Source organism: Streptococcus constellatus subsp. constellatus (assembly GCF_023167545.1).
Taxonomy (GTDB): domain Bacteria; phylum Bacillota; class Bacilli; order Lactobacillales; family Streptococcaceae; genus Streptococcus; species Streptococcus constellatus.
On record NZ_AP014647.1, the window covers coordinates 856,219 to 877,587 of the forward strand.

General features: G+C 38.3%; 20 protein-coding genes. 15 read left to right on the top strand and 5 right to left on the bottom strand.

Going from position 1 to position 21,369, the window contains the following annotated elements; all coding sequences use genetic code 11:
* The first annotated feature begins 60 nt into the window (after nt 1-60).
* The 3 genes from SCSC_RS04235 (at nt 61) to SCSC_RS04245 (ending at nt 4,304) form a co-directional block, all read left to right on the top strand.
* The gene (locus SCSC_RS04235) at nt 61-1,617 is read left to right on the top strand and encodes a ClC family H(+)/Cl(-) exchange transporter (protein ID WP_006269587.1); all 1,557 of its coding nucleotides are present in this window, start codon (nt 61-63) and stop codon (nt 1,615-1,617) included.
* Nucleotides 1,618-1,801: 184 nt separating this feature from the next.
* Entirely contained in the window at nt 1,802-2,785 is a 984-nt protein-coding gene (gene guaC, locus SCSC_RS04240) for a GMP reductase (protein ID WP_115342914.1), read from the top strand.
* 181 nt (nt 2,786-2,966) lie between these two features.
* Entirely contained in the window at nt 2,967-4,304 is a 1,338-nt protein-coding gene (locus SCSC_RS04245; RefSeq protein ID WP_006269498.1) for an MATE family efflux transporter, read from the top strand.
* 75 nt (nt 4,305-4,379) lie between these two features.
* Here SCSC_RS04245 and SCSC_RS04250 read toward each other — a convergent pair whose 3' ends face one another.
* Nucleotides 4,380-4,580 carry a 4-oxalocrotonate tautomerase gene (locus SCSC_RS04250; RefSeq protein ID WP_255313457.1) on the bottom strand — a complete coding sequence of 67 codons (201 nt, stop codon included), beginning with the start codon at nt 4,578-4,580 and terminating at the stop codon, nt 4,380-4,382.
* A gap of 103 nt (nt 4,581-4,683) precedes the next feature.
* Here SCSC_RS04250 and SCSC_RS04255 point away from each other — a divergent pair, with 103 nt between their 5' ends.
* The 8 genes from SCSC_RS04255 (at nt 4,684) to SCSC_RS04290 (ending at nt 11,618) form a co-directional block, all read left to right on the top strand.
* On the top strand, nt 4,684-5,289 hold the full coding sequence (locus SCSC_RS04255; RefSeq protein WP_006267725.1) for a thymidine kinase: 606 nt from the start codon (nt 4,684-4,686) through the stop codon (nt 5,287-5,289).
* Complete coding sequence (gene prfA / locus SCSC_RS04260; protein WP_006269585.1) at nt 5,286-6,365, top strand: peptide chain release factor 1; 1,080 nt, start codon at nt 5,286-5,288, stop codon at nt 6,363-6,365. The genes SCSC_RS04255 and prfA overlap by 4 nt, the downstream gene beginning before the upstream one ends.
* Nucleotides 6,365-7,195, top strand: a complete 831-nt coding sequence (prmC, locus tag SCSC_RS04265) for a peptide chain release factor N(5)-glutamine methyltransferase (protein ID WP_006269589.1) — start codon at nt 6,365-6,367, stop codon at nt 7,193-7,195. Before prfA ends, prmC begins: the two co-directional genes overlap by 1 nt.
* Nucleotides 7,188-7,790 (top strand): L-threonylcarbamoyladenylate synthase, encoded by a 603-nt coding sequence (locus SCSC_RS04270; RefSeq protein ID WP_006269485.1) that lies wholly within the window; start codon nt 7,188-7,190, stop codon nt 7,788-7,790. The genes prmC and SCSC_RS04270 overlap by 8 nt, the downstream gene beginning before the upstream one ends.
* A gap of 36 nt (nt 7,791-7,826) precedes the next feature.
* The gene (gene glyA / locus SCSC_RS04275) at nt 7,827-9,083 is read left to right on the top strand and encodes a serine hydroxymethyltransferase (RefSeq protein WP_006269534.1); all 1,257 of its coding nucleotides are present in this window, start codon (nt 7,827-7,829) and stop codon (nt 9,081-9,083) included.
* Nucleotide 9,084: 1 nt separating this feature from the next.
* Nucleotides 9,085-10,059, top strand: coding sequence for a nucleoid-associated protein (locus tag SCSC_RS04280; RefSeq protein ID WP_006269542.1), 975 nt, complete (start codon nt 9,085-9,087; stop codon nt 10,057-10,059).
* Nucleotides 10,059-10,661 (top strand): lysozyme family protein, encoded by a 603-nt coding sequence (locus tag SCSC_RS04285; RefSeq protein ID WP_006269474.1) that lies wholly within the window; start codon nt 10,059-10,061, stop codon nt 10,659-10,661. Before SCSC_RS04280 ends, SCSC_RS04285 begins: the two co-directional genes overlap by 1 nt.
* Nucleotides 10,662-10,772: 111 nt before the next feature.
* Complete coding sequence (locus SCSC_RS04290) at nt 10,773-11,618, top strand: alpha/beta hydrolase (RefSeq protein WP_006269538.1); 846 nt, start codon at nt 10,773-10,775, stop codon at nt 11,616-11,618.
* Nucleotides 11,619-11,674: 56 nt separating this feature from the next.
* On the opposite strand, the gene guaA is transcribed toward SCSC_RS04290, so the two are convergent.
* Nucleotides 11,675-13,234, bottom strand: a complete 1,560-nt coding sequence (gene guaA, locus SCSC_RS04295; RefSeq protein ID WP_006269476.1) for a glutamine-hydrolyzing GMP synthase — start codon at nt 13,232-13,234, stop codon at nt 11,675-11,677.
* 141 nt (nt 13,235-13,375) lie between these two features.
* Here guaA and SCSC_RS04300 point away from each other — a divergent pair, with 141 nt between their 5' ends.
* The 4 genes from SCSC_RS04300 (at nt 13,376) to xerS (ending at nt 17,426) form a co-directional block, all read left to right on the top strand.
* Nucleotides 13,376-14,074, top strand: a complete 699-nt coding sequence (locus SCSC_RS04300) for a GntR family transcriptional regulator (protein ID WP_006269535.1) — start codon at nt 13,376-13,378, stop codon at nt 14,072-14,074.
* A 118-nt stretch (nt 14,075-14,192) separates the two neighbouring features.
* A complete protein-coding gene (locus SCSC_RS04305) occupies nt 14,193-14,525 on the top strand; it encodes a putative DNA-binding protein (protein WP_003069097.1) in 333 nt (110 codons plus the stop codon).
* Between the two features lie 60 nt (nt 14,526-14,585).
* The gene (gene ffh / locus SCSC_RS04310; RefSeq protein WP_006269548.1) at nt 14,586-16,160 is read left to right on the top strand and encodes a signal recognition particle protein; all 1,575 of its coding nucleotides are present in this window, start codon (nt 14,586-14,588) and stop codon (nt 16,158-16,160) included.
* A 195-nt stretch (nt 16,161-16,355) separates the two neighbouring features.
* Entirely contained in the window at nt 16,356-17,426 is a 1,071-nt protein-coding gene (gene xerS, locus SCSC_RS04315) for a tyrosine recombinase XerS (RefSeq protein ID WP_003069090.1), read from the top strand.
* A gap of 61 nt (nt 17,427-17,487) precedes the next feature.
* Here xerS and ucpA read toward each other — a convergent pair whose 3' ends face one another.
* From ucpA to lpdA, 3 genes are all read right to left on the bottom strand, one after another.
* A complete protein-coding gene (gene ucpA, locus SCSC_RS04320; protein ID WP_006269588.1) occupies nt 17,488-18,285 on the bottom strand; it encodes an SDR family oxidoreductase UcpA in 798 nt (265 codons plus the stop codon).
* Between the two features lie 352 nt (nt 18,286-18,637).
* The gene (gene lplA, locus SCSC_RS04325; RefSeq protein WP_006269515.1) at nt 18,638-19,627 is read right to left on the bottom strand and encodes a lipoate--protein ligase; all 990 of its coding nucleotides are present in this window, start codon (nt 19,625-19,627) and stop codon (nt 18,638-18,640) included.
* Between the two features lie 14 nt (nt 19,628-19,641).
* On the bottom strand, nt 19,642-21,345 hold the full coding sequence (lpdA, locus tag SCSC_RS04330; RefSeq protein ID WP_006269569.1) for a dihydrolipoyl dehydrogenase: 1,704 nt from the start codon (nt 21,343-21,345) through the stop codon (nt 19,642-19,644).
* Nucleotides 21,346-21,369 lie beyond the last annotated feature (24 nt).

A 21,369-nucleotide genomic window follows, 5' to 3' on the forward strand; every position in this document is an offset into this window, starting at 1 on the left:
AAGCAATAAAAAATGAAAAATTATGCTAAAATAGAAAGAGAACATATTCGGGAGGCAATGATGTCTGTTCAGACAGAAAAAGGAGTATCAAATACTAAGAAAGAATTCGCATTTACATCTAGTTCAATCATTCTGCAAGTTTCAAGAGGAATTTTAGTCGGAATCATCGTGGGTGCAATTGTTGGTTCTTTTCGTTTTTTGATTGAAAAAGGATTTCATATTGTTCAACATTTCTATCAACAAGGCCATGGCAATACCATTTGGTTTGTTTTCATTCTGCTGTTTTATGCTTGTGTCATTTGGATTAGTGCAAAATTAACGCTTTCAGAAAAGAATATTAAAGGTTCTGGAATTCCGCAAGTAGAAGCGGAATTGAAAGGACTGATGAGCTTGTCATGGTGGAGCGTCCTCTGGAAAAAGTATATTCTTGGGGTTTTAGCCATTGCAAGCGGCTTGATGTTAGGGCGTGAAGGTCCAAGTATTCAGCTTGGAGCAATGGGAGGAAAGGGGATTGCCAAATATCTTCATTTAAGCCCTGTGGAAGAACGTTCTTTGATTGCGAGCGGAGCAGCAGCAGGCTTAGCAGCGGCTTTTAATGCTCCGATTGCAGGGTTACTATTTGTTATTGAGGAAGTCTATCATCATTTTTCGCGTTTCTTTTGGGTCTCGTCTTTGGCGGCAAGTTTGACGGCGAATTTTGTTTCACTCATGATTTTTGGGCTGACTCCTGTATTAAATATACCTGATAATATTCCTCTGATGGGACTAGGGCAATATTGGCTGTATCTGTTGTTGGGAGTTTTTCTTGGTTTTTTTGGATTTTTATATGAAAAAGTCGTCTTAGCTATGCCTCGTATTTACGATGCGCTCGGAAAACATCTTCACCTTTCTTTGCAATACTATCCCATTATAGCTTTCACTTTCATTCTTCCAATAGGGTATATCTTTCCGCAGCTTTTAGGCGGTGGCAATCAGCTGGTTCTTTCTTTGACCAGTCAGCATTATTTGCTGCTGACATTGGTGATGTTTTTCATCATCCGCTTTATTTGGAGTATGCTCAGCTACGGCAGCGGGCTGCCTGGTGGTATTTTTCTACCTATTTTAGCTCTTGGCTCTCTTTTGGGAGCGATTGCTGGTGTTGTTTGTGTACAATTAGGCTTTGCAACACAAGAGCAATTTCCTATTTTTATTATTTTAGGCATGAGCGGCTACTTTGGTGCAATTTCTAAAGCTCCGTTGACAGCAATCATTTTGGTGACCGAGATGGTTGGAGATATACGGAATCTTATGCCTCTTGGTTTAGTAACTTTAGTGGCCTATGTTGTAATGGATTTATTGGGCGGAGCACCTGTGTATGAAGCTATGTTAGAGCGAATGCTTCCAGATAGTGTAGCAGATGACGGAGAGACAACACTTATCGAAATTCCTGTCTCTGAAAAAATAGCCGGCAAGCAAGTTCACGAATTAGAACTTCCAAGAGATCTTTTGATTACCATGCAGCATCATAATGGAAAGAATCAAACAGTGAATGGCAGCACGCGTCTTTATCTAGGAGATATGATTTATGTAGTTGTGAAGAAATCAGATATTGGTCGGATGAAGGATTTATTACTATAAAAGAAGAGGGTATTTTTTCCTCGCAAAATAAGAATTTTGCATTTAATTCCGAACGAAAAATATCGCTTTGTGTTAATTTATTTTAATTTCTGTACTTTATGTTATAATACTAAAGGAAACGTCAGGAAAGGCGTAGCGATGCGAAAGCATAGGTAGGTCAATTTAATTATAAGGAGTCCTTTTTATGCTAAATGAATTTCCTATCTTTGACTACGAAGATGTTCAATTGATTCCTAATAAATGTGTCATCAAAAGCCGCTCAGAAGCAGACACGACAGTTACTTTTGGAAATCATACTTTTAAACTTCCTGTTGTCCCAGCCAATATGCAGACCATTCTTGATGAAGATGTAGCAGAAAAATTGGCTAAAAGTGGGTATTTTTATATCATGCATCGTTTTGATGAAGCGGGGCGCATTCCGTTTATTAAACGCATGCATGAACAAGGATTAATCGCTTCCATTTCAGTTGGTGTGAAAGATTATGAATACGATTTCGTTAGTCAGCTGAAAGCAGACGCCCCTGAATATATCACGATTGATATTGCACATGGGCACTCAGACAGTGTGATTGACATGATTCAACACATTAAAAAGGAATTGCCAACTACTTTTGTGATTGCAGGAAATGTTGGAACGCCAGAAGCAGTGCGTGAGTTGGAAAATGCAGGTGCCGATGCGACCAAGGTCGGTATTGGTCCAGGAAAAGTCTGCATTACGAAAGTTAAAACAGGGTTTGGAACAGGTGGTTGGCAGTTAGCAGCTCTTCGTTGGTGTGCGAAAGCCGCTCGAAAGCCAGTTATTGCAGATGGTGGTATTCGTACGCATGGCGATATTGCTAAGTCTATCCGCTTTGGGGCTACAATGGTAATGATTGGCTCCTTGTTTGCAGGTCATGTTGAGAGTCCTGGAAAAACAGTCGAAGTAGACAGTGAACAATTCAAAGAATATTATGGATCGGCTTCTGAATACCAAAAAGGAGCTTATAAAAATGTTGAAGGAAAGAAAATTCTTTTACCGGTTAAAGGGCGTTTAGCTGATACGTTGGTTGAAATGGAGCAAGATTTGCAAAGTGCCATTTCCTATGCTGGCGGAAAGAATTTAGCTGGTCTCAAACATGTGGATTATGTCATTGTAAAAAATTCCATTTGGAATGGTGATGCGCATTGATAATAGAAACACTATCTGTTTATATTCCAATTCGATGTAATAGTTCTTGATTTTATGAGAAGAGATAAGTTAGTCAAGAACAGAAACAAGATAAGACTAGGAGGATTTTCTCCTAGCCTTTTTGACTATTCCAATTGCTTATAGTATAGTTAAGAGAGAAAGAACTATTTGAGGAGATTTTATGTACCAAACTCGCAATTTAAAAGAACGAATGATATTATTCGTCTCAATTTTTTTGCCAATTTTGATTTATCAACTTGCCAATTTTTCAGCCTCTTTTGTGGACACAACAATGACGGGACATTACCATACTTTACATCTAGCTGGAGTTTCAATGGCAACTAGTTTATGGAATCCTTTCTTTACTTTTCTGACCGGCATTGTCTCAGCTTTGGTTCCAATTATTGGGCATCATTTAGGACAAAATCGAGAAGAAAAAGTCGCTTCTGATTTTTATCAGTTTATTTATTTATCTCTTGGCTTGTCTCTTCTCTTGTTCGGCCTCGTTTTTTTAGGTGGACCGCTGGTTTTGTCCAACATGAACTTAGAACCTTTAGTAGCAAAAGTTGCTATACATTATCTCTGGTATTTAGCGTTTGGAATTATCCCATTACTTTTATTTAGTGTTGTTCGCTCTATATTAGATGCTTTAGGTTTGACAAGACTATCTATGTATCTAATGTTACTTCTGTTGCCATTGAATGCTAGCTTTAACTATATTCTAATTTATGGTGCTTTTGGATTTCCGGAAATGGGTGGAGCAGGAGCAGGGTTAGGCACTTCATTGGCCTACTGGGTACTGCTAATTCTTTCAATAGTCGTTGCAAAAAGACACTCTAAAATCAAAAAATATCAATTATGGAAAATTCGTCCTTTAGACAAAAAAGGGTTGCTGGAAGGTATGCGCCTAGGTTTTCCTATTGGAGGGACCGTTTTTGCAGAAGTTGTGATATTTTCAGTTGTCGGTTTACTCATGGCAAAATTTTCTTCATTAGTCATTGCCAGTCACCAATCTGCTATTAATTTTTCAAATCTTATGTATGCTTTCCCCATGAGTATTTCTAATGCAATGGCGATTATCGTATCTTACGAAATTGGTGCTCAACGACTGGATGTTGTGAGAAAATATTGTACTCTTGGGAGAGTGACCGCACTGGGATTTGCTATGTTCACACTGATATTTTTATATCTTTTTCGTCATCAAGTCGCTTCATTGTATGGAACGAACAAAGAATTCATTCGTCTGACATCGGTTTTCTTAACTTATAGTTTGTTTTTTCAATTAGCAGATACTTTCGCAGCGCCTCTTCAAGGAATTTTACGCGGTTATAAGGATACAAAAGTTCCATTTTATTTGGGATTGATTGGTTATTGGGGGGTGGCGTTACCAGTTGGACTACTATTAGATCATATCACAAATTTAGGTCCCTTTGCTTATTGGTTTGGCTTAATTGTCAGTCTGGTTGTTAGTGGCATTTTATATCAACTCCGACTTAACCATATTCAAAAAAGAAATTAGGTTATATACCACACATGCATTCTTACTATTTTGAAACAAAAAGAATCTCAGATTTTTATCCAAGATTCTTTTTTGTTATTTTGTACGCATTTCTCCTTGTGGGAAATAACTTCCTTCTGGCATATCATTAATAATGACATGAACAGCAGATTGTGGTGCGCCAGTATTTTTCACGACAGCAGCAGTAATTTCTTTTGCAAGAGCTTTCTTTTGCTCTAAAGTGCGTCCTTCAAACAAATCAATTCTAACAAATGGCATGTTATATCTCCTTTTTATCTTTGATATTTTTATTTTATCACAAATTAGGTTTTAAAGCGTGTCAGAATATGGTAAAATAAGAAGTATTAAAAATTGGAGAATTTGAAACGAATTAAAGAAAATGGCTCAATTGTATTATAAATATGGCACGATGAATTCGGGCAAGACCATTGAAATTTTAAAAGTGGCACACAATTACGAAGAACAGGGCAAAGGTGTTGTTATCATGACGAGTGCACTTGATACACGTGATGGTTTCGGTGTTGTTTCTAGTCGTATCGGCATGAAACGAAAAGCAATGGCAATAGCAGAAGATACTGATATTTTCCGCTTCATTCAAGAAATGCCTGAAAAGCCTTATTGCGTATTGATTGATGAAGCTCAGTTTCTTTCTCGTCATCATGTCTATGATTTGGCAAGAGTAGTTGATGAATTAAATGTACCAGTTATGGCTTTTGGTTTGAAAAATGATTTTCGCAATGAGTTGTTTGAAGGCTCCAAATATCTCCTGCTTCTAGCAGATAAAATTGATGAGATTAAAACGATTTGTCAATTTTGCTCAAAAAAGGCAACTATGGTATTAAGAACAACAAATGGTCAGCCAGTTTATGAAGGTGAGCAGATTCAAATCGGTGGGAATGAAACATACATTCCTGTCTGTCGGAAACATTATTTTCAGCCAGAAATAGAGGAAATGAGAATCGAAGGAGAGAATAGCAAACGATGAATATTTATGAACAACTACAAGCCGTTGAGGATCGTTATGAAGAGTTGGGCGAACTTCTGAGTGATCCAGATGTTGTCAGTGACACCAAGCGTTTTATGGAATTTTCCAAAGAAGAAGCAAGCATGCGCGATACGGTAACAACTTATCGTGAATATAAAAGGGTTCTTCAAAATATTACAGATGCGGAAGAAATGATTAAAGATGCTACTGGCGACGCTGATTTGGAAGAAATGGCAAAGCAAGAACTCAAAGATGCGAAAACTGAAAAAGAAGAATATGAGGAAAAATTAAAAATTCTTCTTTTGCCAAAAGATCCAAATGATGACAAAAACATTATCTTAGAAATCCGTGGAGCAGCAGGAGGTGACGAGGCTTCACTCTTTGCCGGCGACCTTCTGACAATGTATCAAAAATATGCGGAATCGCAAGGGTGGAAATTTGAGGTTATGGAAGCCTCTATGAATGGAGTAGGTGGCTTTAAAGAAGTAGTAGCTATGGTTTCGGGTCAATCTGTTTATTCCAAATTAAAATACGAATCAGGCGCTCACCGTGTACAGCGTGTCCCAGTGACAGAAAGCCAAGGACGAGTTCACACTTCGACAGCAACAGTTTTAGTCATGCCTGAAATCGAAGAAGTGGAATATGATATTGATCCAAAAGATCTTCGGATTGATATTTATCATGCTTCTGGTGCTGGTGGTCAGAATGTCAATAAAGTTGCAACGGCCGTTCGGATCGTTCACTTGCCAACAAATATCAAAGTTGAAATGCAGGAAGAACGGACCCAGCAAAAGAATCGTGACAAAGCTATGAAGATTATCCGTGCACGCGTAGCTGACCATTTTGCGCAAATCGCACAAGACGAGCAAGATGCCGAGCGAAAATCGACCATCGGGACTGGGGATCGCTCAGAACGGATTCGTACCTATAATTTCCCACAAAATCGTGTGACAGACCACCGTATTGGTTTGACACTGCAAAAATTAGATACGATTTTAGCTGGAAAATTAGATGAAATCGTAGATGCCTTGGTATTGTATGATCAAACGCAAAAATTAGAAGAACTGAATAAATAATGAAATTAGCTCAAATTCTTGCTGAAATGGAAATCGAGCTTGAAGCAATTGGCGAAGAAGCTGAAAGCCTCTCCTTTACTTTTCGAGTTCTGAGAAACTTATCTTTCACCAAGTTTGTGTTGAAAATGCAAGCAGAAGCAACCGCAGATGATATAGAATTGCTGAAAGAAATTCAATCTCAATTATTAGTTCATAGGCCTGCTCAATACATTATTGGGAGTGCAGAATTTCATGGTCATTCGTTCAAAGTAGATGAACGAGTGTTGATTCCCCGTCCAGAAACAGAAGAATTAGTTGACCTTATCTTGTCTGAAAATCCTAATACTAATATAAAGGTTTTAGATATTGGAACTGGTAGCGGAGCAATTGCTTTATCTTTGGCTATTGATCGTGATAATTGGCAAGTTACAGCTTCCGACATTTCCTCAAATGCTCTGGAATTAGCGCAAGAAAATGCGGAAGTTATTGATGTAGCGATTGATTTTGTTCAGTCTGATTGCTTTCAAGAAATTACAGGAAAGTATGATATTATTGTATCCAACCCACCTTATATTTCAGAGACGGATAGAGAGGAAGTGGGGCTAAATGTCCTTACTTCAGAACCCCATCTTGCTCTTTTTGCCGTGGAAGACGGCTATGCCGTTTATCGAAAAATTGCTGAGAACGCCCAAAAACATTTAACAGAAAAAGGAAAAATCTATCTCGAAATTGGCTACAAACAAGGGGAATATGTAAAAAAGCTATTTGAGTCTGCATTTCCCAAAATGAGAATTCGTGTCTTGCAAGATCAATTCGGAAAAGATAGAATGGTAGTGGTAGATCGTGGATAAAATTGAAGAAACGTTGAGTAGCGGAGGAGCAGTCGTATTGCCAACAGAAACGGTATATGGTTTATTTTGTAAGGCATTGGACGAGCAGGCTGTCAATCATGTCTATGATTTAAAAGATAGACCTCGCAACAAAGCTTTGAATTTAAATGTTTCAAGTTTAGAAGATATTTATCAATTTTCCAAACATCAGCCTCAGTATCTAGAAAGGCTTTACCGATCTTTTCTACCCGGTCCTTTAACTATTATTTTACAAGCTAATGAACAAGTTCCAACTTGGGTAAATTCAGGTATGAAAACAATTGGTTTTCGTGTTCCTAGTCATCCTAAAACCTTGGACTTGATTAGAAAATTCGGACCTCTCATTGGTCCGTCTGCAAATTTATCTGGAAAGAGTAGTGGAGTAAACTTTCAGCAAATTATGATAGAGTTCAACCATGAAGTTCTTGGTATAGAAGATGATACTTTTCTAACAGGCCAGGATTCAACTATTTTGGATTTATCTGGGGAAGCAGCACATATTCTACGCCAAGGGTCTGTTACTCGTGCAGAAATCCTTGCTAAAATTCCAGAAATCGGCTTTCAAAACATGAACTAGTAGGTTTTGAACCATTTTGATCGAAGGGAGACTCTTATGATTTTTGACCATAAAGACTATAAAGAATATGACGGCGAGCTCTGGGAAGCTATTACTGCAGAAGAAAAACGTCAGCAAAACAATATTGAATTAATAGCTTCAGAAAATGTTGTTTCAAAAGCGGTTATGGCAGCACAAGGCTCTATTTTAACCAACAAATATGCAGAAGGTTATCCAGGTCATCGTTATTATGGTGGTACAAATGTTGTAGATGTGATTGAAACGTTAGCGATTGAACGTGCCAAGAAAATATTTGGAGCACGATTCGCCAATGTTCAACCCCACTCAGGCAGTCAGGCGAATTGTGCGGCTTATATGGCCTTAATTGAGCCGGGTGATACAGTAATGGGAATGGATCTTGCAGCAGGCGGACATTTGACACATGGCGCAGCTGTTAGCTTCTCTGGGAAAACCTATAACTTTGTGCCTTATAATGTCGATCCTGAAACGGAACTTTTAGATTTTGATGCTATTTTGGCGCAGGCTAAAGAAGTCAAACCTAAATTGATTGTTGCAGGTGCTTCTGCCTATTCACATATTATTGATTTTGCTAAATTCCGTGAAATTGCAGATACTGTCGGAGCCAAACTCATGGTAGACATGGCTCATATTGCCGGTTTAGTTGCTGCTGGTTTGCATCCAAGTCCAGTACCGTATGCACATATTACGACAACTACCACTCATAAAACCCTTCGAGGACCTCGTGGCGGCTTAATTTTGACCAACGATGAAGAATTGGCGAAAAAGATTAATTCCGCAATCTTCCCAGGAATTCAAGGAGGACCGCTAGAGCATGTCGTAGCAGCTAAAGCAGCTGCTTTCAAAGAAGTATTGGATTCAGATTTCAAAGTTTATGCTCAGCAGATTTTAGATAATGCTAAGGCAATGGTTCAAGTATTCCAACAACATGGTAATTTCCGTGTCATTTCAGGCGGTACGGAGAATCATCTTTTCCTTGTGGATGTGACCAAAGTCGTTGAAAATGGAAAAGTCGCTCAGAACCTTTTGGATGATGTCCATATCACTCTCAACAAAAACTCTATCCCTTATGAAACCTTATCTCCATTTAAAACAAGTGGCATTCGGATCGGAACTGCAGCTATTGCAGCTCGTGGCTTTGGGGTAGCTGAAAGTACTAAAGTAGCAGAATTGATCATCAAAACTTTAGAAAATGCAGAGAATGAAGCTGTTTTACAGCAGGTTCGTGCAGAAGTTAAAGAATTGACCGATGCCTTTCCACTATATGAGGACTGAAATGGACATTTACGTAAAAAAAGCTATTATTCATCAATTTAGTCCATCAGACACCGACCTTCTTTTAGCAGATAAATATCTTAATATTACTCCAAAAATTGAAGAATATCTTCGCAAGAAGATTGAACGTGTCTATTCAGATGAGGCCAAAACAGGTATTTTTACCGAAGATAATGTCTTTTTATCACATATGACAAAAGACCTTTTAGAAACTTCTATAACGATTGCCAATCTCTGGAAAGAGGAGTTTTCGGTGAGCGAAAATCAGAAAACCAATGATTTGATTTTTGTTCAATTTGACAAGGAAGGAGTAGAGCATCTTGCTTTTTTGCGCATTGCTCTGCGGGAAACCCTCACCCACTTAGGTGGAGAAGTAGATAATCCTATCAAGATTACCCAGAACAACTTGCCGGGATTTGGTACAGGCGCTGATGAAGCCTTGGTCATCAATCTTCAATCGCGTAAATACCATTTGATTGAAAAACGGATTAAATACAATGGTGCTTTTCTCAATTATTTTTCTGATAATCTATTACAAGTCCATCCTGAAATTTCTCCCAAGAAATCTATTAAAGCCTTAGAAAAAACGGCTCAAAAAGTTGCAGAAAGTTTTAATCAGGATGATTTTCAATTTCAATCCAAGGTTAAATCATCTATTTTCAAAAATTTAGAAGAAAATGATGAATTATCACCAGAAAAATTAGCAGATGACTTGTTCGATAACAATCTTACAGCTCGCTTGACTTTCATTGATCAAGTTAAGGAAGTCATTCCAGAAACTATTAAATTCGATGAAATTGATAGTAGCCGTCAGAAGAAAAAATTTGAAAATCAAAAGCTCTCTCTTTCAAATGGGATTGAACTCATTGTCCCCAATAACATCTATCAAGATGCAGAATCTGTAGAATTCATACAAAACGATAATGGAACCTATTCCATTCTCATCAAAAACATAGAAGATATCCAAAGTAAATAATGTTTAAAATTTTTAGAAAACTGATTTTTCTTATCCTTTTAATCCTTGTCTGTTATAAGTTTATCCAAGTTCATCATGATGTTAAGCAGGTGATGAACTACCGTAGCTTAGTGCGAGAAGTACTAGATGAGCAGGATACTGTAGCCAATGAAGAACTTGTCCTTGCTATGATTTATACTGAAACAAAAGGAAAGGTTTCTGATGTCATGCAATCTAGCGAGAGTGCGACAGGTCAGAAAAACTCTATTTTAGATAATAAAGAAAGCATTCGCCAAGGTGTTCAAACGTTATCCACTAATTTAAATGTAGCTCAAGAAAAGAAAGTAGATGTTTGGACCGCTGTACAAGCCTATAACTTTGGTCGAGCTTACATTGATTACATTGCAAAACACGGTGGAGAAAATACTATTGATTTAGCAAAAAAATACTCTAAAGATGTTGTCGCACCAAGTTTAGGAAACGTAACTGGAAAGACATATGCTTATTACCATCCCATTGCACTCTTACATGGTTCTAAACTCTATATCAATGGAGGAAATTTCTATTACTCTCGTCAAGTTCGGATGAATATGTATATCATGAAAGTGATGAATTGGTTTTAATGTACTAAACTTAGTGGTCTGAGGCTACTAAGTTTTTTCAATCAGATAAATTGTTATTTATATTGTTCCATGCTATACTTAAATAAATATCTTATAGAAAGAGACGGTGGAATGATGAAGAAAATAGTTCTAATTACAGGGATTTTAACGATTTTAATCGCTATATCTGCTGTATTTTTTTATCGTGTCAATGCTGAAGGAAAACTAAATAAACAAAAGTATATACAATCGACTACACCAACGCTTTTCTTTCATGGTTATGGAAGCAGTGCTAATGCCGAACGACACATGACAAATGCTGCTAAGAAAGCTGGAGTGACCAATACTATCATTCGCGCAAATGTAGATAGAAACGGTCAAGTGACTTTGAAAGGAAAAATCCCTAAAGGAGCTATTAATCCGATCGTAGAAGTGAACTATGAGGATAACCGCAATCCAAATAAGGTCAGCCAATATGCAAAAGCAGTGGTTACTAAACTGCAGCAAACCTATGGCTTTAAGAAAATGAATATGGTTGGTCATTCTCTTGGAAATATGTCCATTCTCTATTACCTTTTAGAATATGGACAAGATGAAAGTTTGCCACAGTTACAAAAGCAAGTCAATATCGCAAATTTCGCAGCTGGTTTACAGGTGATGGGAGTTTCTTCTGATTTAAAAGTTGATGAAAAAACTGGTAAGCCAAATCAAACAAGTGCGATTTTTCAAAAATTATTAGGTTTACGCGAAATTTTTCCTCAAAAACAAATTGATGTTTTGAATATCTACGGGGATTACAAAAACGGGTCAGATGGCTCCGTTTTAAATGCAGCATCTCGTGCTTTAAAATATCTCGTAGCGGATAATGCCAAATCATATCAAGAAAAGAAGATTACCGGCGCTTTGGCTCAGCATAGCAAATTACACGAAAACCCAGAAGTAGATAAAATACTGATTCAATTTTTGTGGGGAAAATAAAGTAACAAATTAAAAAAGCTAAACTTTAAGAAATAAGAAGTTTAGCTTTTCTGTTTCTATTCCCACTCAACCGTTGCTGGTGGCTTGCTGGTAATATCGTAGACAATACGATTAACATGATCTACTTCATTGACGATACGAACGGAGATTTTTTGCAATACTTCCCAAGGAATTTTAGCAAAATCTGCAGTCATTCCGTCAATAGAAGTAATAGCACGAATTGCAATAGTGTAGTCATAAGTTCGACCATCTCCCATGACACCTACCGAACGAACACCAGTATTCACAGTGAAGTATTGCCAAATATCACGATCGAGTCCAGCTTTCACGATTTCTTCGCGAAGAATGGCATCAGATTCACGAACAGTTGTGAGTTTTTCTTCGGTAATCTCGCCCATAATACGAATGGCAAGTCCTGGACCTGGGAATGGCTGACGCCAAACAATTTCATCTGGCATACCAAGTTCTGTACCAAGCGCACGAACTTCGTCTTTATAAAGTGTATTGAGAGGTTCAATCAGTTTGAACTGCATGTCTTCGGGAAGTCCACCGACGTTGTGGTGCGATTTGATTGTTTGGGCAGTATCAGTACCAGATTCAATCACATCTGTGTATAGTGTTCCTTGTGCGAGGAATTTTACATCTTTTAACTTGCTAGCTTCATCGTCAAAAACATAAACAAACTCATTACCAATGATTTTACGCTTTTGTTCTGGATCAGATACACCAGCTAATTTATCAAGGAAACGCTTGGCAGCATCTGCTTTGATGATATTCAGACCAAATTTCCCGCCAAGAGAATCCATAACTTGCTCCGCCTCTCCCTTACGGAGCAATCCATGATCTACAAAGATGCAGATAAGCTGGTCTCCGATAGCTTTTTGAAGGAGAACACCAACAACTGATGAATCGACACCACCCGATAGACCAAGAAGAACGCGTTTATCTCCAACAGTTTTTCGAATTTGCTTAATTTGCATATCAATAAAATTATCCATTGACCAATCACCTTTAGCGCCACAAATATCAAGAGCAAAGTTGCGAAGAATATCGTAGCCAAACTCAGAATGACGAACTTCAGGGTGGAATTGGATGCCATAGATTTTCTTGGATGTATTTTCAATAGCTGCAAATGGACAATCGGCAGAAGTTCCGGTTCGTACAAACCCTTGAGGAATTTCTGTAACAGCGTCTCCATGACTCATAAGAACAATTTGTTGTTCAGGAGTGCTTGCAAACAGTTGCGAATCCGTATGAATGAGTTCTGACTGACCGTACTCACGATTTCCAGCGTTTCCTGCGGGTACAACTTTTCCACCTAATTTGTGAGTTAAAAGCTGCATTCCATAACAAATTCCTAAAATCGGAATGCCCAATTCCAAAATTTCAGGGTCAAGATCAAATGAACCTTCTTCATAAACAGAATTTGGCCCACCAGACAGGATAATTCCGACTGGATTTATTTCACGAACTTCAGCAGCTGTAATTTTATTACTTTTTAGTTCAGAAAAAACACCAATCTCGCGTATACGGCGTGAGATGAGCTGATTATATTGACTGCCATAGTCCAATACAATGATTCTTTCAACATCTTGCAATTCAGTTGTAATTGTCATTTCTTCCCTTTCTCAAATGAAATTTCTTTGTTTATTCTAACACAAAATAGAGACTTTTTCCAATCTCATTGAGTGAGAATTGACTTTTATTTCAATTGATAATACAATAAAAAGAGGAAATTTGTCTTGAAAGAGGTTACTATGCTTCCAGCTTATATGAAAATTCACGATCAAATAAAAAAAGAAATCGACGAAGAAATTTGGAAAATCGGACAACGCTTGCCAAGTGAGCGTGATTTAGCCGAACAATTTGAGGTTAGCCGCATGACACTTCGTCAGGCCATCACTCTTTTAGTAGAAGAAGGAGTACTGGAACGTCGTATGGGAAGTGGTACATTTGTAGCTAGTACACGGGTTCAGGAAAAGATGCGTGGCACAACTAGCTTTACTGAAATTATCAAAGCCCAAGGAAAGACACCTTCGAGTCAGCTTATTTCTTATCGTCGAACATTACCAAGTAAAGAAGAAGTCGAAAAATTAGAAATCGAAAAGACTGAAAACGTCATTCGTATGGAACGAGTACGATATGCTAATCACATTCCTGTAGTTTATGAAGTCGCTTCAATTCCAGAAAAATTTATTAAAAATTTTAACAAAGAAGAAATTACTAGGCATTTTTTCCAAACATTACAAAAACACGGCTATAAAATTGGGAAATCCCAACAAACCATTTATGCACGTCTTGCCAAAGAAAGGATTGCGCATTACCTGGAAATTCCTAAAGGTCATGCGATTCTTGGTTTGACACAGATTTCTTATTTTGACAATGGAACGGCTTTTGAATATGTCAAAAGTCAATATGTCGGCGAACGATTTGAATTTTATTTAGAAAACAATTAATTTATATTACCTAATTTAAGATATGTAAACACTGTCGCTGATGTGGGAGTGTTTTTAGTTAGGTAAATCTCTTCGCTAGTAGTAGAGTTTTACTGTATTTTTTGGTATAATAAATCTTATGGAAATTGAAAAAACCAATCGAATGAATGCTCTATTTGAATTTTATGCAGCACTTCTAACAGATAAACAAATGAATTATATTGAACTTTATTATGCAGATGATTACAGTCTCGCTGAGATTGCTGAAGAGTTTCAAGTTAGCCGTCAAGCTGTTTATGATAACATCAAACGGACTGAGAAGATTTTAGAAGACTATGAAATGAAACTTCACATGTATTCAGATTATATCGTTAGAAGTCAAATTTTCGATCAAATAATAGAGAAATATGCTGACGATACCTATTTGCAAAAGCAAATTGCAACCTTATCTAGTATTGACAATCGAGAATAGTGAATTGTCAGTAAAAAAATACGCACAAATCAATATCATTAACTAGGAGAAATACATTTTATGGCATTTGAAAGTTTAACCGAACGTTTACAAAACGTCTTTAAAAATCTACGAAGAAAAGGAAAAATTTCAGAGAGTGATGTCCAAGAAGCGACCAAAGAAATTCGTATGGCACTCTTGGAAGCCGATGTAGCTTTACCAGTTGTCAAAGACTTTATCAAAAAAGTTCGCGAGCGCGCTGTCGGACACGAAGTTATTGATACGTTAAATCCTGCTCAACAAATTATCAAGATTGTTGACGAAGAATTGACCACTGTATTGGGTTCTGATACAGCAGAAATTATCAAATCCCCTAAAATTCCGACCATTATCATGATGGTCGGTCTCCAAGGGGCTGGTAAAACTACATTTGCAGGAAAATTAGCCAATAAACTTAAGAAAGAAGAAGCTGCTCGGCCTTTGATGATTGCTGCTGATATTTATCGTCCGGCAGCCATTGACCAGCTCAAAACTCTTGGTCAGCAAATTGATGTACCAGTATTTTCGTTAGGAACAGAAGTACCAGCAGTCGAGATTGTCCGTCAAGGTCTGGAGCAGGCCAAGGCTAATCACAATGACTATGTGCTGATTGATACAGCTGGTCGTCTGCAAATCGATGAGAAACTCATGAATGAGCTGCGTGATGTCAAAGTACTTGCTCAACCAAATGAAATTCTCTTGGTTGTCGATGCCATGATTGGGCAAGAAGCTGCCAATGTAGCTCGTGAATTTAATGCTCAGTTAGAAGTAACTGGGGTTATTCTGACTAAGATTGATGGCGATACACGTGGTGGTGCCGCTTTATCCGTCCGCCAAATTACTGGTAAACCGATTAAGTTTACTGGTACTGGGGAAAAAATTACAGACATTGAAACTTTCCACCCAGATCGAATGTCTAGTCGGATTTTAGGCATGGGAGACATGCTGACTCTGATTGAAAAAGCCTCTCAAGAATACGATGAGCAAAAATCACTTGAGATGGCTGAAAAAATGCGAGAAAATACCTTTGATTTTAATGATTTCATTGACCAACTAGATCAGGTTCAAAATATGGGTTCAATGGAGGATCTACTAAAGATGATTCCTGGTATGGCCAATAATCCTGCCATGAAGAATTTTAAGGTAGATGAAAATGAAATTGCTCGCAAACGTGCCATTGTATCATCCATGACACCAGCTGAACGAGAAAATCCCAATCTTCTCAACCCAAGTCGCCGCCGTCGGATTGCTGCAGGTTCTGGTAATAGCTTCGTCGAAGTTAATAAATTTATCAAGGACTTTAATCAGGCTAAATCTGTCATGCAGGGTGTCATGTCTGGTGATATGAATAAGATGATGAAGCAAATGGGACTAAACCCCAACAATATGCCTAAGAACATGCCTGGCGGAGGAGGAATACCAGATATGACAGCTCTAGAAGGTATGATGGGGCAAGGTGGCATGCCAGATATGTCAAGTTTAGGAGGGGCCGGCATGCCGGATATGAGCCAAATGTTTGGTGGTGGACTTAAAGGAAAAATTGGTGAATTTGCAACTAAACAAGCTATGAAACGCATGGCAAATAAAATGAAAAAAGCAAAGAAAAAGCGGAAATAATCAAATATAAAAAATAAGCCGTTCAATAAATCGCGCACCGGCTTATTTTTTATATATTCTAGCAACAATTTTGGAATGATTGTTTTCTATGCAATCCCCCTAATATCTTTCCGAAAAACTATAATTTTCTTGAAAAAAATATAGAGCTATGCTATACTTCTTATAGAGAATAAAATAAAATAATGGAGATCCTTTATGAAGCGTGAACTACTTTTAGAAAGAATTGAAAAACTAAAGACTATTCTACCCTGGTATGTTTTGGAATATTATCAATCTAAATTAACTGTTCCATACAGTTTTACAACCTTATATGAATATCTTAAAGAATACAATCGTTTTTTTCAGTGGATTTTAGACTCTGGAATTGCTGATGTCTCACAAATTGCAGAAATTCCTTTATCGGTGTTGGAAAATATGACTAAAAAAGATATGGAATCATTTATCCTTTACCTACGGGAACGACCGTTGCTTAATGCTAATACCACGCAAAATGGAGTATCTCAAACAACTATTAACCGCACTCTTTCAGCTCTCTCTAGCCTTTATAAATATTTAACTGAAGAGGTGGAAAATGAGAATGGAGAGCCTTATTTTTATCGTAATGTTATGAAAAAAGTGTCCACTAAGAAAAAGAAAGAAACTTTAGCTGCACGAGCTGAAAATATTAAACAAAAGCTCTTTTTAGGCACGGAAACTGAACAATTTTTGAATTATATTGATGAAGAATATCCTAAAAGTTTATCTAATCGCGCCCTCTCCTCTTTCGACAAAAATAAAGAGCGAGATTTGGCAATTATAGCATTGCTTCTTGCATCTGGTATTCGCCTATCCGAGGCGGTCAATCTTGATTTGAAGGACCTTAACCTAAAAATGATGGTCATTGAAGTGACTCGTAAGGGCGGAAAAAGAGATTCTGTCAATGTTGCAGCTTTTGCCAAACCCTACTTGGAAGCCTATCTTGAGATTCGGGCCAAACGCTATAAAGCTGAAAAATCAGACACTGCCCTATTTTTGACAGAATATAGAGGTGTTCCTAACCGGATTGATGCTTCTAGTGTAGAAAAGATGGTTGCTAAGTATTCTGAAGATTTCAAAGTTCGAGTGACACCTCACAAACTCCGCCATACGCTGGCTACTCGACTTTATGATGCTACTAAATCTCAAGTTTTGGTCAGTCATCAGCTAGGACATGCCAGTACTCAAGTTACAGACCTCTACACCCATATTGTTAATGACGAACAAAAAAATGCATTGGATAATTTATAAAATAAAAAGTTTGCATAATTTAAGGTATGCAAACTTTTTATTTGAATTGAGCTAAATGCTGCTAGTTTGTGCCCATGCTCATAGTTTCTGGTAGGGTACTACCGCCGTCAATGACAATTTGAGATCCTGTAAGATAGGAGGATTCGTCACTACCTAAAAAGGCAAAGAGTTCCCCTACTTCTTGCGGTTTAGCTAATCTTTTCATTGGGACAGCGGCCGCAATATCTTGAATAGGAACTTCTGGATGTTCTGGGTTGGATTCCAGGGCCATTTTTTCGACCATCGGTGTCCGAGCATAGCCTAGCTGGCTGCAGTTAACTCGGATATTGCGATCGGCATATTCTACTGCCAAGGCCTTGGTTAAGCCGACCAGAGCTGCCTTGGTCATCGCATAAGCTGCTTCTCCAGCATCAGCAACAAAATCGCCTGTCACAGATGATGCGATGACGATAGCGCCTGCTCTCTGTTTCAACATGGGCTTGATGGTTGCCTGACAAGTGTTCCAAACGCCCTTGATATTGACATTAATATGTTGATCCCGTATCTGGTCTGTCATTTCTTCAAAGGGCGCCAGCTTGCAGATACCAGCATTACAGCAGGCAATATCAAGATGCCCAAAGGCTTGGATAGTCTGAGAGACGGCCGCTTCCAAATCTTCTAGACGACTGACATCACCGATATAGCTGATAATATCTATTTGGTAGCTGTCACGAAGTTCTTGAGCAGTTGCTTCTACTTGAGGGTCTTGATCGAAAAGGCAGAGCTTGGCGCCATATTTGGCATAGACTGAGGCAATGCCCTGACCCAGACCGACAGCAGCTCCAGTAATCAAAGCAACTTTTCCATCTAATTTAGCCATAGTAACCATCCTTTCTAAAACGAAGAAGTTTGACAGATTTTTGTGACATTTTATGATATATTTCTAACTTTAGTCTAGTACTTTTCTAGTTGCTTGTCAATATAATAATGAAGGAAAACCTCGCATTTGCTATGATGTTTCGTCCTCTTTATAAAAATTCTATCCAATAATTTCTGTAGGGTTCGATAATAAGGAACTTGCTCCAAAGCGGATATTCTCCAAGCGATTATTGGCTGTGGTGTATCCCAGAAGCATCTGAACATCCTGATAACCAGCTTCTTCAAACAATAGAGAAAACATCCTTAGTTAAATAAACGTAAGGATGTTTTCTCTATTGTTATAGTCTTGTGATTTAGCCGACCACTGCTTCTGTAATTTCTTCTTGGCTAATTCCAGCGAAATAGCGAGAAATATCCAGGTTTTCAAGAGCATTTAAAACATCTTCTCTTTCATATTTAACACCCTTGAGGACTTCTTCTACTGCTGCTACATCTTCGATTCCAAAGAAATCTCCGTAAATTTTGATGTTTTCGATTTTTGACTGAACAACATTGGCAAAGATTTCGACTTTACCACTAGTAAACTTGGTACCACGACGAACATTGTATGCTGGCGATTTGCCATAGTTCCAATCCCAAGTAGCAAATTTAGTTTCCTTGATATGGTTGATTTCAGCTAGTTCATCATTAGAAAAGGCATATTCTGTCATTTCTGGATGTTCTTTCTTCATATAGTCTAGCAGGAGGTCGCGAAATTGCTCGACAGTAATTTTTTCAGGCAATTCATCAACGATATTGGTTACACGAGCTCGAACAGATTTGACTCCTTTGGACTCAAACTTATCTTTGGAAACTTTTAAGGCATTCGCTAAGACGGATAATTCTACGTCAAAAAGCAGGCAGCCGTGGTGCATAATTCGACCATTGATGTAGGCTTGTGCATTGCCACAGAATTTTTTCCCGTCAATTTCCAGATCGTTGCGTCCTGTAAATTCTGCTTTTACACCTAATTCTTCCAAAGTCTTGATGACTGGGATAGAGAAACTCTTAAAATCAAAGGCTTTGTTTTCAGATTCTTTGGAAATGATGGTATAGTTGAGATTGTTATAGTCATGATAAACAGCTCCACCTCCACTGATACGACGAACAACCTCAATGCCATGCTCTCGGACATAGTCACGATTGATTTCTTCAATAGTATTCTGATGACGTCCGACAATGATAGAGGGTTTATTGATCCAAAGCAAGAAAATCATATCTTCATCAAGGAGATGCTTGAAAGCATATTCCTCAAGTGCGATATTAAAAGCTGTATCATTACTGTTGTTAATAATGTATTTCATCTCAATAGTGCCTTTTATTTTTTCTTTGGAGCATGAATAGCCATGCCGAGTACGTCTGCAAATGCTTCGTACATAACTTCTGAGAATGTCGGATGACCGTGAATGGTCTTGAGCATCTCTTCCACCGTGATTTCCATTTCGATGATAGTAGAGGCTTCATTGATTAACTCGGCTGCAGCGGGACCGATGATGTGAACACCGAGAACTTCTCCGTATTTCTTATCAGCAATTACTTTGACAAATCCTTGAGCAGCATCAGATGCAATTGCTCGTCCGTTTGCTGCGAAGTTGAATTCGCCGATAGCTATATCATATTTTTCTCGAGCTTGTTCTTCTGTCAGACCGACTGCCGCAACTTCTGGCAAAGTGTAGATGGCTGCTGGAGTTAGATTTAATTTAGCAACTACGTGATTGCCTTTGAGAGCATTCTCTGCAGCTACTTCTCCCATACGAAAGGCTGCATGCGCCAACATCTTGGTACCGTTAATATCTCCAGGCGCGTAAATTCCTGAAACAGAAGTTTCCATATATTCATTGACCTTGATACGACCTCGGTCTAGTTCAAAGTCAACCTCGCCAATTCCCTCCAAATCAGGCACTCGTCCGATAGAAAGCAAAGCTTTATCAGCTATGATATCTTCCTTTCCTGCAACTTTGATGCGGAGCTTGCCATTTTCTTCGACAATTTCTTCCAACTTGGTCTTTGTCAAAATGGTCATGCCCTTGCGGTCAAGAATGAGTCGAAGGTTTTTAGAGACTTCTGCATCCATAGCTGGAACAATCCGATTCATCATTTCAACAACCGTCACCTTGCTACCAAAGGTCATGAAAGCCTGTCCTAGCTCAATACCAACAACGCCACCACCGATGATTACTAAACTTTCTGGAACTTCCTTCATATCCAGAATATCATCGCTAGTCATAACAAGTGATGATTCCATGCCTGGAACGTTAATCTTGCTGACTTTTGATCCACCAGCTAAGATAATCTTCTTGGTCTCAAGAAGTTCAGCACCATTCACCAAGACATTCTTATCTTTGGTAATGGTACCAATTCCTTTGTAAACATCAACGCCGTAGCTGCGAAGCAGACCTGCAACGCCTCCGACAAGTGTATTGACAACCTTGTTTTTGGTTTCCAAAACTTTATCCATATTGACAGTAAAGTTTGGATTTTCAATGATAATACCACGGTTTGCTGCATGGGCTAGACTTTCAATAATTTCCGCATTGTGAAGATAGGTCTTAGTCGGGATACAGCCACGGTTGAGGCAGGTTCCACCTAGTTCAGATTTTTCAACAAGGGCAATCTTGCCTCCTAATTGAGCTGCTTTAATCGCTGCCACATAGCCAGCTGGTCCGCCACCAATAACCACAATATCATAAGCATCATCACTCTTATTATCATCGTTAGAAGTTGTGGTTGCAGTTGGTGTTGAACTAGCATCTGAAGCAGCCACAGTAGTCGGAATATTTTCTCCTTCTTCGCCCAGATAACCGATAACTTCCGTTACAGGAACAGTCTCACCGTCTCCTTTCAAGATAGCAATCAAGTAGCCATCTTCCTCTGCTTCTAACTCCATGCTGACTTTATCTGTCATGATTTCCAGAAGGATTTCTCCTTCTTTTACAAATTCGCCAACTTTTTTATTCCATTGAACAATCTGTCCTTCTGTCATATCAACGCCGGCTTTTGGCATAATTACTTCTAAGGCCATGTTTTTATTTTCCTCTCATTTAAA

Coding starts and splice junctions, on each gene's coding strand:
- SCSC_RS04235 (WP_006269587.1), top strand. CDS start 61: ATGTCTGTTCAGACAGAAAAAGGAGTATCAAATACTAAGAAAGAATTC.
- guaC (WP_115342914.1), top strand. CDS start 1,802: ATGCTAAATGAATTTCCTATCTTTGACTACGAAGATGTTCAATTGATT.
- SCSC_RS04245 (WP_006269498.1), top strand. CDS start 2,967: ATGTACCAAACTCGCAATTTAAAAGAACGAATGATATTATTCGTCTCA.
- SCSC_RS04255 (WP_006267725.1), top strand. CDS start 4,684: ATGGCTCAATTGTATTATAAATATGGCACGATGAATTCGGGCAAGACC.
- prfA (WP_006269585.1), top strand. CDS start 5,286: ATGAATATTTATGAACAACTACAAGCCGTTGAGGATCGTTATGAAGAG.
- prmC (WP_006269589.1), top strand. CDS start 6,365: ATGAAATTAGCTCAAATTCTTGCTGAAATGGAAATCGAGCTTGAAGCA.
- glyA (WP_006269534.1), top strand. CDS start 7,827: ATGATTTTTGACCATAAAGACTATAAAGAATATGACGGCGAGCTCTGG.
- SCSC_RS04280 (WP_006269542.1), top strand. CDS start 9,085: ATGGACATTTACGTAAAAAAAGCTATTATTCATCAATTTAGTCCATCA.
- SCSC_RS04285 (WP_006269474.1), top strand. CDS start 10,059: ATGTTTAAAATTTTTAGAAAACTGATTTTTCTTATCCTTTTAATCCTT.
- SCSC_RS04290 (WP_006269538.1), top strand. CDS start 10,773: ATGATGAAGAAAATAGTTCTAATTACAGGGATTTTAACGATTTTAATC.
- guaA (WP_006269476.1), bottom strand. CDS start 13,234: ATGACAATTACAACTGAATTGCAAGATGTTGAAAGAATCATTGTATTG.
- SCSC_RS04300 (WP_006269535.1), top strand. CDS start 13,376: ATGCTTCCAGCTTATATGAAAATTCACGATCAAATAAAAAAAGAAATC.
- SCSC_RS04305 (WP_003069097.1), top strand. CDS start 14,193: ATGGAAATTGAAAAAACCAATCGAATGAATGCTCTATTTGAATTTTAT.
- ffh (WP_006269548.1), top strand. CDS start 14,586: ATGGCATTTGAAAGTTTAACCGAACGTTTACAAAACGTCTTTAAAAAT.
- xerS (WP_003069090.1), top strand. CDS start 16,356: ATGAAGCGTGAACTACTTTTAGAAAGAATTGAAAAACTAAAGACTATT.
- ucpA (WP_006269588.1), bottom strand. CDS start 18,285: ATGGCTAAATTAGATGGAAAAGTTGCTTTGATTACTGGAGCTGCTGTC.
- lplA (WP_006269515.1), bottom strand. CDS start 19,627: ATGAAATACATTATTAACAACAGTAATGATACAGCTTTTAATATCGCA.
- lpdA (WP_006269569.1), bottom strand. CDS start 21,345: ATGGCCTTAGAAGTAATTATGCCAAAAGCCGGCGTTGATATGACAGAA.